This window comes from Paraburkholderia sp. BR10872 (assembly GCF_040965835.1).
In the GTDB taxonomy this organism is placed as follows: Bacteria; Pseudomonadota; Gammaproteobacteria; order Burkholderiales; family Burkholderiaceae; genus Paraburkholderia; species Paraburkholderia nodosa_A.
In genome coordinates this window covers 40,917-52,650 of record NZ_JBFRCN010000027.1, presented here as the reverse complement: position 1 = coordinate 52,650, position 11,734 = coordinate 40,917, and the positions used below count along the sequence as shown (strand labels likewise).

Below are 11,734 nucleotides of genomic sequence, written 5' to 3'. Positions count from 1 at the left end.
CCGGAGCGCGCACAATCGCGCTGGCGGCCCGGGAGCGCGCCGCCTGTCGCGCTTTCAGGCAATCAGCTTGCCCGAGGGCTCGTAGAACGGATACGGTCCGTCGAATGGATCGACGTAGCCATGATGCGTGACGATCCCGCCCCGCGGATCGTAGCGATGCATCGCGAAGGCGGGCGGCTCCAGCGTGAAGGTGGAGGGCGCATCGGGTGCGAGGTCGAGTGTGACCTGGTGGGCCGGCGCCGGCACGGCCGCAGCGATCGTGCCGCCGAAGCGCACGAACATGGGCCGGTGCACGTGGCCGCACAGCACGCGCTCGACGTTGGGATGGTGCGCCACGAGCGCTTCGAGCGCCTGCGCGGCACTGTCGTCGAGCCGAATCGCATCCATGTGGCCGATGCCGCAGTCGAACGGCGGGTGATGGAGTGCGACGATCACGGGCTTGCCGCGCGCCGCATCGAGCTGCTGCGCGAGCCACGCGAGGCGCGTCGCGCAGAGTGTGCCCGCGCTTTGCCCCGGCTGCATGGAGTCGAGCGCGATCACGCGCAGCGCGCCGAGGTCAACGGCGTACTGGATGAACTCGCCGCCTTCGCGCAGTTCGGGCCGATCGGCGAATACTTCGCGCAGCGGCTCGCGCGCGTCGTGGTTGCCGATCAGGAGCCAGTACGGAATCTCGAGCGTGTCGAGCAGCGATTTGAGGTGCCGGTATTCCTCGACCGAGCCCTGGTCGACGAGGTCGCCGGTCATGAGCACCGCGTCGGGGCGCGGCGTGAGCGCGTTCAACCGCGCGATGGTGCGTGCGAGGCTCGCGGCCGTATCGACGCGGCGATAGGCGAGCGCGCCCGGTGGCTTGATGTGCAGGTCGCTGATCTGGGCGAGCAGCATGGTAGTCCTCATTGAGTAAGAATTACGCGAGCGCGATGAGCGCTTCAGGGGCAATCGAAATGCCGACCGGCGTGCCGCGCGCCAGCTCGACGCGGCCCGCCACGTCGACGAGCAGGGCATCGGGCGCCGCGCCGCCGATCGTGAGCCGCGTGCGCTCGCCGAGAAAGGTCGCCTGTTCGATCACGCCGCGCAGCTGCGCGCCGACAGGGTCGGCGAGCGTGGCGTCTTCGGGGCGGAAATACAGCTCGGCGGTGCCGCTCGTCTGGTACGGGCCGGCCGGCACGGCGCCGCCGCTCGTGCGCAGCATGCCACCTTGCCATTCTCCGGCGATCCGGTTGAGCGTGCCGACGAACTGCGCGACCGCACGACTCGCAGGCCGGAAATAGATCTCGCGCGGCGTGCCGATCTGCTCGATGCGGCCTGCGCTCATCACGACGATGCGGTCGCCCAGCTCCATCGCCTCGGCCTGATCGTGCGTGACGTAGACCGTCGTCACGCCCAGCTCGCGCAACAGCGTGTTCATCTCGCTGCGCAAGGTATCGCGCAGGCGCGCATCGAGCGCGGTGAGCGGCTCGTCCAGCAGCAGTACACGCGGGCGTGGCGCGAGCGCGCGTGCGAGCGCCACGCGCTGGCGCTGGCCGCCCGAAAGCTGGTTGATGGGCTTGGTCGCGTGCGCTTCGAGACGCATCATCGCGAGCAATTCGTCCACGCGTGCGCGCGCGTCGGCGGCGGGAACGCGCTGGATTTTCAGGCCATAGCCGATGTTGCCGCGCACGTCGAGGTTCGGAAAGAGGGCGTAGTTCTGGAACACCATACCGACCTTGCGCCGCTCGATCGGCAGCGCGGTCACGTCCTCGTCGCCAAAGGCCACGCGGCCGCCGGCGTCGGGCGTCTCCAGACCCGCGATCATGCGCAGCGTGGTGGTCTTGCCGCAGCCCGAAGGGCCGAGCAGCACGAGCGTTTCGCCGGCGCCGATCGCGAGGTCGAGCGGTTCGAGCACGCGCGTGCCGCGAAACGTCTTCGCGCAGCGCGTGAGCGTAATCGGGATCGGTTCGAGTTTCATTCGGAATCCTTGTTGCTATTTTGCTGGCCTGCGAGGCGCTGCTTGCCAGTGGGCTTTCCCGAGGCGCCAGGCACGTCGACGCCGAGCCATTGCATCGCCACGAGCAGCGGCATCGTCATGACGAAGAAGAGGATCGTGTAGGCGCTGCCCACTTCGATGCGCAGCGACGCATAGGTGTCCGCGAGGCCGACTGGCAGCGTTTTGGTGTCGGGCGTGTGCAACATCCAGGTGAGGTTGAATTCGCCGATCGAAAGCGTGAGCACCGCGAGCGCGCCCGCCACGATGCCGGGCCGTGCATTGGGCAGCACGATGGTCGTGAAGCGCTGCCAGAAGCTCGCACCGAGGCTCGCCGCGCCTTCTTCGAGCGTGCGCAGGTCCGCCGACGCGCACACGGCTGCCACGGGCCGCACCATGAACGGCAGCGTGAACACCACGTGGCCGACCACGATGAATGCCGCGCTCATGCGAAAGGTGCTGAAGCCGCCGTACACCACGAGCAGGGCGAGCGCCGAAGCGAGGCCGGGCAGCGCAACGGGCAGCACGAGCAATTCCTCGATCAGGCGCGAGAGGCGCGTGCGGCTGCGTGCGAGCGCATAGCCCGCGGGCACGCCGGTCACGAGCGTGATGACGAGCGTGGCGGCCGCCACTTCGAGCGAGAGAAAGACGCTCGCGTGATACTGCGCCCAGACCTGGTCGAGCCAGCGCAGCGTAAGGCCGCTCGCGACGCCGCGAAAATAGTTGACGGTAAGCCCCGCGAGGATCGACATCACCACGGGCACGATGAGAAATGCGCAGGTGGCGAGCGTGACGAGCCATTGCGCGCACGCAATCCATGCGCGCACCGAGGGCCGGGCGAAGCGCCGCCGCGCGGCGGGCGGCTGGCCGGGCGCTTCGTGCATGTCTTGCGCAGCCGTTGCGGCGGGATTGACGACCGAATTCATTCTGGAGTCCTCGAAAACCACAGCGTGCTCATGCCGTGGCCGCGACGGCCGCGCCCGTCACGCTGCGTGCGAGCGTGAGCACCGCCCACGTCACGAGACCGAGCACGATCGAGAGGCCGGCTGCGGTGACCATGTTCGCGTTGAGCGTGAACTCGGTATAGATCGTCATCGGCAGGACGTCGATGTCGGTGGCGAGCGTGAAGGCCGTGCCGAACGCGCCCATCGCGGTCGCGAAGCAGATCGCTCCTGAGGCGACGAGGCCGGGCGCGAGCGCGGGCAGGATCACATCGCACAGCACGCGCCACGACGACGCGCCAAGCGATCGCGCGGCCTCTTCGAGCGAGCCGTCGAGCTGGCTTGCGCAGGCGATCACGGTCACGATCACCCGCGGAATCGAAAAGTACAGATAGCCCGCGAAGAGTCCCGCCATCGAGTACGCGAACACCCAGCGCTCGCCGGTGAGCCGCAGCGAGAGCGCGCCGATGAGCCCCTGGCGGCCGGCGAGCATGATCACCATGAAGCCGACCACCACGCCAGGAAAGGCCAGCGGAAACGTGAGCAGCGCGACGAGCGCGCGGCGCCCGGCGAACGTGCGCCGTGCGAGCAGAAGGCCGCAGATCGTGGAGATCACGAGCGTTGCCGCGGTCACGGCGGCCGAGAGCGCGATAGTCGCGCCAAGGCTCCTCATGTAGCGGCCATTCGTCAGGAGTGCGCGATAAGTTTCGATGAAGTGCCCGTCGGCGCTCACCTGCACGAGTGCGATCATCGGCAGCAGCCAGAAGGCGAGGAACACCGCGAGCGCGGGCGCGATGAGCGCCACACGCCAGCGCAGCGGAAAAGTGAGGTCATGCATGGAAGTGATCGGCCGGGGTATCAGTGCATGATCTGCAGATAGCGCTCGCCGAACGCCTGCTGCTGCGCCGCCATCTTCGCGAAGTCCACGGGTTTTGCGCGTGCATAATCGCTCGCGGGCAGGAACTTCGAAGCCGCTTCCGGCGAGAGCGCGCTTGCGCGCACCGGGCGCAGGTAGGCATTGGCCCAGAGCTTCTGGCCTTCGTCGGACAGCACGAAGTCGAGCACCTTCTTGCCGTTCGCTTCGTGCGGGCCGTTCTTCACGAGGCTCATCACGTAGGGCACCGAAATCGTGCCTTCCTTGGGGATCACGAACTCGACGTTTGCGTGGTCCTTGTACCTGGCGCGGTAGGCGTCGAAGTCGTAGTCGAGCAGGATCGGAATCTCACCCGACAGCACGCGCGCGTAGGCGGTCTGCTTCGGCACGATCGGCTGGTTGGCCTTGAGCTTGCCGAACCATTCGAAAGCGGGCTGGAAGTTGTCGAGCGTGCCGCCCAACGCGAGATTCACGGCTACCGCGCCCGCATAACCCACGAAGGCGCTCGACGGATCGAGGTAACCGACCATGCCCTTGTACTCGGGTTTGAGGAGATCGGCCCACGAACGCGGCACCGGCTTGCCTTCGAGCGCGTCCTTGTTGACGAAGAAGCCGAGCGTGCCCGAGTGGATGGCGAACCAGTAGCCTTGCGGGTCCTTCAGGTCGGCGGGAATGTCGTTCCAGTGCGCGGGCTTGTACGGCGTGATCACGCCCTTGTCCTTCGCCTGGAATGCCGATGACACGCCGAGATAAACGACATCGGCGACTGGGCTCTTCTGCTCGGCCATCAGTTGTGCGATGGATTGGCCGGAGTTCTTGTTGTCGAACGGCACGCGAATACCGGTCTCTTTCTGGATAGCCTGAATCTGGCTCGCCCAGTCGGCCCATTCGGGCGGACAGTTGTAGCAGATGGCGGTCTGATCGGCCTGCGCCGTCAGCGGCGCGGCAAATCCGGCTACGAGGGCGGCGGCGCTCGCGGCGAGCGGCAGCGCGCGGGAGGAGGGGGCGAAGCGGGTCAGGCGCCGCACGGGTGCGGCTAGCGTGCGCAGGACGGCGCGCACGGGCACAAGCGAAAGCGGGCCGGCAAAGGCGAGTCGGCTGGTCAAGGCAGGTCTCCAGGTCGGTTGCGAGAGCGTTCTGGTGGATGAGGGCCGCGTGCGTGCACGGCCCCGGATTGTTCGGCTGGTTCGGTTTGTTCCTCAGACGCGCCACAGACTCACGAGAGCGCGCCGCCGAGTTCGAGGCCGCGATCGATCGCGCTTCCACGCGCGCCGAGCGGCGCGTGCGCGATCGCCGCGATGGTGCCGCCGGTGCGCAAGGTGTGCGGCAGCGTATTGGCGAGTGGCCCCGCATACTGGCCGCCGATGCGCGCCATCAGGCATTGCCACGCTTCGCAGCCGATATCGCGGTTCGGCGTGCCGATGCTCGCAAGCGGCGGTGCGAGCAGTTCGCTCATCGCGAGGCCGTCGAAGCCGAGAATCGACATGTCCTGCGGCACGCGCAGGCGGGCGCGGCGCAGTCCGCGCATCACGACCATGGCCAGCAGGTCGTTGCTGCAGAAGAGGGCCGTGGGCCGCGCGGGCCCGCTCGTCAGATGTGCGAGCACCGAAGGCGCAAGCTCTTGCGCGTTGAAATCGACTTCGAGGGCCGGCGCGGGCGTGAGGCCGGCCTGCTGCATTGCGAGTGCATAGCCCGCATGGCGCTGGCGCGCGCGGTCGGAGGCGGCGAGCGTGCCGGCCAGCATGAGGATGCGGCGATGGCCGTGCGCGATGAGCATGCGCACGCCGTCGCAGGCGGCCTGGTGGTTGTCCACCGACACCGAAGGGCGCCGTTTCGTGTCGTTGTGCATCAGCACGTAGAGCGGGCCGTCCGCGTCGAGTTCGTCGAGCAGGGGATGGGTGTCGGCGTCGGCGACGGTCAGGATCAGCCCCTCGACACGTTGCGCGCGCAACGTCTCGATCGCATGACGCTCGCGTTCGGCGTCGTACTGCGTGGTCATCAGCATGAGGCGAAAGCCCTGCGCCGCGGCGAGTTCGTCGATGCCCTGCAGGCACTCGGCGAACACCGGATTGGCGAGCGTGGGCAGCACCACGCCGATCAGACGCGTGCGCTCGCCGCGCAACTGGCGGCCGAGCGGGTTCGGGCGGAACTTCAGCGCGTCGATTGCTTCGCGCACCCGCGCGAGCGTGACGGGGTTGACCGTATGAGGCGCATTGATCGCGCGCGACACGGTGGCGATCGAGAATCCGGCGTGTGCGGCGACATCCTTGATGGTTGGCGTCATGCGATCGGCCCCGGCGTCGTATGTAAACGTTTTCGATGGGGCCGATTATGAAAAATGCGTATGACCGGCAGATGACGGATGCGGTCCCCCGTCCCGCCTTTGGGAGGTGCGCCGGGCAATGGTAGAATCGCGTCCGCCCTGCCGGGGTGATGAAATTGGTAAACATAGCGGACTTAAGAAACGATTGAGTGCCCGACCGGAAACGGCCGGTGCAGAACCCCTCAAATTCGGCGAAACCCCTGGGCCTGGAAGCGCGTCGCGCGCGAGGCGCCGAGGCAACGCCGAGCCAAGCCGGCTGCCGCGCAAAGCGGTGGTCAGGAAGGTGTAGAGACTAGACGGGGGGCGCCTAAGGCGAGGCGCGGCGTGAGATTACGCGGCGCTCAGCGACGGTGAAGGCATAGTCCAGCGCACGAACGCGCGCCCATGCATGGCGTGTGGCGTCGAAAGACGTGGTGTGACGAAAATCCGCCGCCTTACGGCTTGCCGGTTCGAGTCCGGTCCCCGGCACCAGATGTTGTTGTTCCAGCGAATGCCGCTGGATTCCCGAAACCCGCGATAGCTTCAGGCTTCGCGGGTTTTTCATTTGCATGGCTAAATCCGTGCGGGCGCACGAAGGGATCTGGCTACACCGAAGAGAAAAAACAGGATAGGGCGGGAAAAGCCCGAGGCAGCCGCGCAGAATGGCGGCGCGAGGATTAGTCGGGCGCTGCGCCGCAACCGGGCGCTTGCGCAATCAACGACTACCGATCTTCCCGGTGAGAGGATTGATCAGCCTTGCGAACCCGAACAATGCCGCGATGCCGAAGGGGCAGGCGATAAAGAATGCGGTCAACATGACGCGGCCCTAAACGTAACAAAATGTATCGTCAGTTTAGCGCGGTCATGCGATTTGGGTATCAGGGTGAACGACAACAAACTATTGCGCCATCTCGAGCAATCTGGTCTGCAACAGCGCGCTAACGGGCTGCAACGCCCGTTTGACGCGGATGCGCGAGAAGACTATGCGGTCCCCCTCAGATGCAGTCGAAGATGACTTCTACTGTCTGGGACGTCATGCCGCGCACGCCTTCGCTGTGGATCTCGACCGTGTGCAACTGCTTCTTCCGTTTTTCGCAGTAGTCCTCGGCTTCGCTGAGCCCGACTGCGCGCACGTGGTTCCACGAAACAAGCTCCCAGCGCGCGCGGCTCGTGACGGTGAGATGCCCATCCTGTCTCGAATTGACGGCCGTTACCGATGTGCACGCCGCCAGCATGCTGACTCCAAACAACAGGATGCAACCTTTCATAGATTCTCCGTGGTCCGCGAGCATTCTCGCCGCCAACCCGGGGAATTGGCAACCCGCAGCGGTGCGTCCCGGCGCGCCGGGTTTGCTTGACGCTGTGGAACCGCCCGCGCCTGCGTCAACGAGCGGGAGCGACTGAGCGGTGCCTGCGGAGGTATCGACTTCGGGTGGCGCGGATGCGCGTGAACTTACGGGCGTCAGCGCGAGTCGACGACTTGTCGCACCTGAGGTCAAGGGCGAAGGTGTCGGGCAGCCGGGCGTTGGCTTCGGGGCGGCCGCGGACATCGAGGTCCGCAGTGGCGGGCGTGTGACCCTGTCCAGCCGAATGCTGAACGGCGTTCGGCGGGTCGGTCATGAGCGCGCTCCGGCGGTGGGGCCGCGAGCGAGCGTGGTACCACGTGTCGCGCCGTTAAACCGCGCCCACGCCGCGAAACGCGGCTGGGCGCTCGCGGCGTGGGCGCTCAGTCATTGGCGCTCAGTCGTGGGCGATCAGGTCGCCGACTTGACCCTGGCCTGAAACGAGACAGGAAGAGAGGAAGTTTTCGCTCTGGGCGCTCGCACCGTGTTCGCCGAATCCGCGCACGAGGGCTTCGGCCTTGACGAGTGCCGAGCCCTGGGCACAGGTAAGCGAGCCAGCCTCGTGAGCCTGCACACGTGTCATGGCACGATTCGCGAGGAGGAGTGCGAGGACGATGACAACACCAACGTTGAATGCTTGTCTCATGATTCCGTCTCCTTGTGCATTGAGACTATCTCAGCCGTTCGGCGTCCGAATCCAGGAGTTTCCCGGCGATGCACTGCAGCACATGCGGCGCGCAAAAACCCGGTTTCATGCGGTCTGCCTAATGCTTCGGCATCCTTTGCTTGCACCCCGCACGCCGCTGCGCCTTGAGCAGCGCGGCACGGTAAAAAGACGCCGGTACGCTGGGTGAAGCGCTGCGGCGCAACAATGCCGCGACGCGTCAGATTCGACGTCTGCTAACAAATGTAGCCCTGCAGTGCGGCGAGCCGGACGTGGCACATCGACACGGTGTGTTTTTGCACAACGACCGCGTTGCCGTGGCGCCGTTCCGGGATGCTCAACGTGGCTTGAAATGCGATGGGGCTTCCTGCAAGATCGACGTCCGATCCCTTTTTACTGTTCGAGGTGAACCCATGCAGTTGATCGGTATGATGGACTCCCCCTACGTGCGTCGCGTCGCGATTTCGCTCCATGTGCTGGGGCTCGAGTTCGAGCACCGCAGCATTTCGGTATTTCGGCAGTACGACGAATTTGCTCAGATCAATCCCGTCGTGAAGGCGCCGACCTTCGTCGACGACGACGGCACCCAGTTGATCGACTCGACGCTGATCCTCGACTATCTGGACCGCAAAGTGCCCGCCGCGCGGCGGCTCATGCCGGAGGAGGCGCAGGAGCGGACCTTCGCGCTGCGCGTGAACGGTTTCGCGCTCGCGGCCATGGAAAAGACGGTGCAGCAGGTCTATGAACGCCAGTTGCGCCCCGCCGAGCGCCAGCACGAGCCGTGGTTCGAGCGCGTGAACGCCCAGATGCACGCGGCCTGGACCGTACTCGACCAACTCGTTGCGGGTCGCGACGGCTGGCTGTGCGCGGGCCGCATCACGCAGGCCGACATCACCGCGGCCGTTGCGTGGCGTTTCAACCAGTACATGCTGCCCGGCTGCGCTGATCCCGCCCGATATCCGGCGATTGCCGCGCTTTCCGCACGTGCCGAGACACTGCCGGAATTCGTCGCCACGCCCCTCGACTGAAGCGCGTCCGCAGGGCCGGGATTCGCCCAAAGCCGCGTGGCGCGGCCGCGCGCGATGCCCGGCGAACACGGCGGACGCCGCCGCCGCAACCCTTGTTTCCACATTCGGGTCGATTGTTTGCGATTCTCGACAAGTGACTTCGCTGGCGGCCCATTTATCCACGCACGCCGCATTCCTAGAATGACAACCATGGAATGACCTTGCGTCAGGAGGACGCGGGGCATGCCAGCGGGAGCGGTCATGAAATCCTTTATCGAACGACAGTTATATCAGCCAGCATTGGTCCTGCCGATGGTGGACCTGATGCAGCTGATGGTGTCGCACGACTTCAACATGGGGCAAATCGGCCTGATGATGGCGACGCGCGGCGCGCGCGCCGCATTCCTGCGCTCGCGCGAACTCTGGAACGCGGGCCACGGAGAATGTGCGGCCACCGATTGTGTGCACTGATTGTGTGCTGATTGCACGCACGCGGAGCTTCCTCAACTTCAACGATTGAATATCCAGTCACGGATTCACCGAACGCCTGACGCAAGCGTGTCCAGAGTTCGCCGATCCCCCTGACGCGCAGCGGCTTCGCCCGTTTGCTGTTGCGACGTCACCCTGTGAGCCGCCTCGACGTGCGAGGCGGCTCTTTTTTTGCCCCTGCGCCCCCTTCGCAATACGTGCCAATGCGTACCCGATTCGCACAATCACGCTGCGGGCGGTGGCTAGTCGTCGCGCGTAAGATGGCGCGATCGGCCGCCTTTCGCGACTCGCGGCTCAACTCGCGTCAACGGCAAAGGAGAGCGGCATGGCACAACGTTTCGATGCGATCGTGATCGGCACGGGGCAAAGCGGGCCGCCTCTCGCGGTGCGGCTCGGCAAGAGCGGCCGCAAGACCGCGGTGATCGAGCGCGCGTCATTCGGCGGGACCTGCGTGAACGTCGGCTGCACGCCGACCAAGGCCTACGTCGCCTGCGCACGTGCCGCTCATGTTGCGCGCCACGCGGCGGACTTCGGCGTGCAGATCGGCACGGGCGCGCCGCCCGGCGACGTGCGCGTCGATCTCGCGTTCGTGAAGGCGCGCAAGGAGCGCATCATCGGGGCGTCGCGCGATGGTGTCGAGCAGTGGCTGCGCCATGCGCCGAACGTCACCGTGTTCAAGGGGCACGCGCGCTTCACGGGAGCGCATGCGGTGCGCGTGGCTGCGCACGACGGTGCGCAGGTCGATCTCGAAGCGCCCGAGATCTTCATCAACACGGGCACACGCGCGCTGATTCCTGCTATTCCCGGCGTCGAGACGATCCGCTACGAGACTAACTCGACGCTGCTCGCGCTGGAGCAACTCCCCGAGCATCTGGCGATCTGCGGCGGCAGCTACGTGGCGCTCGAATTCGCGCAGATGTTCCGCCGCTTCGGCAGCCGCGTGACGGTGCTCGTGCGCGGGCAGCGCGTCCTCGCACGCGAGGACGAGGATTATTCGCGCGCGGTCCAGGACGTGCTCGCACGCGAAGGCGTGGAGTTTCGCTTCGGCGCAGAGCCGCGCAGCGTTGCGCCGCTGGATGGCCAGGCTGGCGTGCGCATCGCGCTCGACAGTGGTTCGCTCGACGTTTCGCATCTGCTCTTCGCGACTGGGCGCCTGCCTAACACTGACGATCTGGGGCTGGACGCGGCGGGCATCGAGCGCGACGCCCACGGGCTCATCGCCGTGGACGGCCAGTTGCGCACGCGCGTAGAGGGCATCTGGGCGCTCGGCGACGTGAATGGCCGCGGCGCGTTCACGCACACGTCATACGACGACTTTCAGATCGTTGCGGCGAACCTGCTGGACGGCAAAGCGCGCAGCGCCGACACACGCATTCCCGCCTACGCGGTGTTCGTCGATCCGCCGCTCGCGCGCGTCGGCATGAGCGAGCGCGAAGTGCGCGAGCGCGGCAAACCCGCGCTCATCGCCACCATGCCGATGTCGCGCGTGGGCCGCGCTCGCGAACGCGGCGAGACGGACGGCTTCATGAAGGCGCTGGTGGACCCGCCAACGCAACGTATTCTCGGCGCAGCGATCTTCGGCATCGAGGGCGACGAGGCGATCCACACGTTCATCGACACGATGACGGCCGACGCCCCCTATACGACGCTGCAATACGCGATGCACATCCACCCGACCGTGAGCGAGCTGGTGCCGACCTTGCTCGACGGCCTGAAACCTCTCGAATGAGCGCATTGGCATGAACGAACCGAACACGGTTGCATTCGGCAATCTCTTCGCAGGCATCGACGCAAATGCCGAGGATGAGCGCTTCGACACGCTCGTTTCGCGTGACGGGGTGCTGATCGAGCGCATCGTCTCCACGGGCCAGGCGAGCCCGCCCGGTTTTTGGTATGACGACGCGCGCGAGGAATGGGTGGCGCTTCTCGCCGGCGCGGCGACGCTGGAATTCGAGAACCCGGCAGTGCCGCCGCGACGCCTGCTGCCCGGCGACTATGTGCACATCCCGGCGCACTGCCGTCATCGCGTGTCATGGACCGATCCGACCGTGCCGAGCGTCTGGCTCGCGGTGTACGTCGGCGCAGCGCCTGAGGAAGGCGACGGCGAGGCGTGAGCGCGGCGATAATCGGCAGGATTCAACCGAAACGCAACGT

13 protein-coding genes are annotated in these 11,734 nt (G+C 66.2%); 4 read left to right on the top strand and 9 right to left on the bottom strand.

What is annotated here, in order from left to right; genetic code table 11:
• Positions 1-54: 54 nt before the first annotated feature.
• The 9 genes from AB4Y43_RS21295 to AB4Y43_RS21255 form a co-directional block, all read right to left on the bottom strand.
• Positions 55-882, bottom strand: coding sequence for a phosphodiesterase (locus AB4Y43_RS21295; protein WP_368728718.1), 828 nt, complete (start codon positions 880-882; stop codon positions 55-57).
• A gap of 22 nt (positions 883-904) precedes the next feature.
• Entirely contained in the window at positions 905-1,945 is a 1,041-nt protein-coding gene (locus AB4Y43_RS21290; RefSeq protein ID WP_368728717.1) for an ABC transporter ATP-binding protein, read from the bottom strand.
• Positions 1,942-2,844: an ABC transporter permease gene (locus AB4Y43_RS21285; RefSeq protein WP_368728731.1), complete on the bottom strand. Its 903-nt coding sequence runs from the start codon at positions 2,842-2,844 to the stop codon at positions 1,942-1,944. Before AB4Y43_RS21285 ends, AB4Y43_RS21290 begins: the two co-directional genes overlap by 4 nt.
• Positions 2,845-2,914: 70 nt before the next feature.
• Positions 2,915-3,739 (bottom strand): ABC transporter permease, encoded by an 825-nt coding sequence (locus AB4Y43_RS21280; protein WP_368728716.1) that lies wholly within the window; start codon positions 3,737-3,739, stop codon positions 2,915-2,917.
• Between the two features lie 20 nt (positions 3,740-3,759).
• Positions 3,760-4,764 (bottom strand): ABC transporter substrate-binding protein, encoded by a 1,005-nt coding sequence (locus AB4Y43_RS21275; protein WP_342946009.1) that lies wholly within the window; start codon positions 4,762-4,764, stop codon positions 3,760-3,762.
• A gap of 227 nt (positions 4,765-4,991) precedes the next feature.
• Positions 4,992-6,059 carry a LacI family DNA-binding transcriptional regulator gene (locus tag AB4Y43_RS21270; protein ID WP_342945920.1) on the bottom strand — a complete coding sequence of 356 codons (1,068 nt, stop codon included), beginning with the start codon at positions 6,057-6,059 and terminating at the stop codon, positions 4,992-4,994.
• Between the two features lie 346 nt (positions 6,060-6,405).
• Positions 6,406-6,648 carry a hypothetical protein gene (locus AB4Y43_RS21265; protein ID WP_368728715.1) on the bottom strand — a complete coding sequence of 81 codons (243 nt, stop codon included), beginning with the start codon at positions 6,646-6,648 and terminating at the stop codon, positions 6,406-6,408.
• 424 nt (positions 6,649-7,072) lie between these two features.
• Entirely contained in the window at positions 7,073-7,345 is a 273-nt protein-coding gene (locus AB4Y43_RS21260) for a hypothetical protein (protein WP_069268162.1), read from the bottom strand.
• A 472-nt stretch (positions 7,346-7,817) separates the two neighbouring features.
• Positions 7,818-8,066, bottom strand: a complete 249-nt coding sequence (locus tag AB4Y43_RS21255; RefSeq protein ID WP_069268161.1) for a hypothetical protein — start codon at positions 8,064-8,066, stop codon at positions 7,818-7,820.
• Between the two features lie 431 nt (positions 8,067-8,497).
• Here AB4Y43_RS21255 and AB4Y43_RS21250 point away from each other — a divergent pair, with 431 nt between their 5' ends.
• The 4 genes from AB4Y43_RS21250 to AB4Y43_RS21235 all read left to right on the top strand — a co-directional run bounded on the left by AB4Y43_RS21250 (position 8,498) and on the right by AB4Y43_RS21235 (position 11,694).
• On the top strand, positions 8,498-9,112 hold the full coding sequence (locus tag AB4Y43_RS21250) for a glutathione S-transferase (RefSeq protein ID WP_342945918.1): 615 nt from the start codon (positions 8,498-8,500) through the stop codon (positions 9,110-9,112).
• 240 nt (positions 9,113-9,352) lie between these two features.
• Positions 9,353-9,562 carry a hypothetical protein gene (locus tag AB4Y43_RS21245; protein ID WP_069268200.1) on the top strand — a complete coding sequence of 70 codons (210 nt, stop codon included), beginning with the start codon at positions 9,353-9,355 and terminating at the stop codon, positions 9,560-9,562.
• 343 nt (positions 9,563-9,905) lie between these two features.
• Positions 9,906-11,309 (top strand): FAD-containing oxidoreductase, encoded by a 1,404-nt coding sequence (locus AB4Y43_RS21240; RefSeq protein WP_342945917.1) that lies wholly within the window; start codon positions 9,906-9,908, stop codon positions 11,307-11,309.
• Between the two features lie 10 nt (positions 11,310-11,319).
• The gene (locus AB4Y43_RS21235) at positions 11,320-11,694 is read left to right on the top strand and encodes a cupin domain-containing protein (RefSeq protein WP_069268158.1); all 375 of its coding nucleotides are present in this window, start codon (positions 11,320-11,322) and stop codon (positions 11,692-11,694) included.
• Positions 11,695-11,734 lie beyond the last annotated feature (40 nt).

Bases quoted from the DNA above. Each gene is read 5' to 3' on its own strand.
- AB4Y43_RS21295 (WP_368728718.1), bottom strand. From the start codon at position 882: ATGCTGCTCGCCCAGATCAGCGACCTGCACATCAAGCCACCGGGCGCG.
- AB4Y43_RS21290 (WP_368728717.1), bottom strand. From the start codon at position 1,945: ATGAAACTCGAACCGATCCCGATTACGCTCACGCGCTGCGCGAAGACG.
- AB4Y43_RS21285 (WP_368728731.1), bottom strand. From the start codon at position 2,844: ATGCACGAAGCGCCCGGCCAGCCGCCCGCCGCGCGGCGGCGCTTCGCC.
- AB4Y43_RS21280 (WP_368728716.1), bottom strand. From the start codon at position 3,739: ATGCATGACCTCACTTTTCCGCTGCGCTGGCGTGTGGCGCTCATCGCG.
- AB4Y43_RS21270 (WP_342945920.1), bottom strand. From the start codon at position 6,059: ATGACGCCAACCATCAAGGATGTCGCCGCACACGCCGGATTCTCGATC.
- AB4Y43_RS21265 (WP_368728715.1), bottom strand. From the start codon at position 6,648: ATGCAAATGAAAAACCCGCGAAGCCTGAAGCTATCGCGGGTTTCGGGA.
- AB4Y43_RS21260 (WP_069268162.1), bottom strand. From the start codon at position 7,345: ATGAAAGGTTGCATCCTGTTGTTTGGAGTCAGCATGCTGGCGGCGTGC.
- AB4Y43_RS21255 (WP_069268161.1), bottom strand. From the start codon at position 8,066: ATGAGACAAGCATTCAACGTTGGTGTTGTCATCGTCCTCGCACTCCTC.
- AB4Y43_RS21250 (WP_342945918.1), top strand. From the start codon at position 8,498: ATGCAGTTGATCGGTATGATGGACTCCCCCTACGTGCGTCGCGTCGCG.
- AB4Y43_RS21245 (WP_069268200.1), top strand. From the start codon at position 9,353: ATGAAATCCTTTATCGAACGACAGTTATATCAGCCAGCATTGGTCCTG.
- AB4Y43_RS21240 (WP_342945917.1), top strand. From the start codon at position 9,906: ATGGCACAACGTTTCGATGCGATCGTGATCGGCACGGGGCAAAGCGGG.
- AB4Y43_RS21235 (WP_069268158.1), top strand. From the start codon at position 11,320: ATGAACGAACCGAACACGGTTGCATTCGGCAATCTCTTCGCAGGCATC.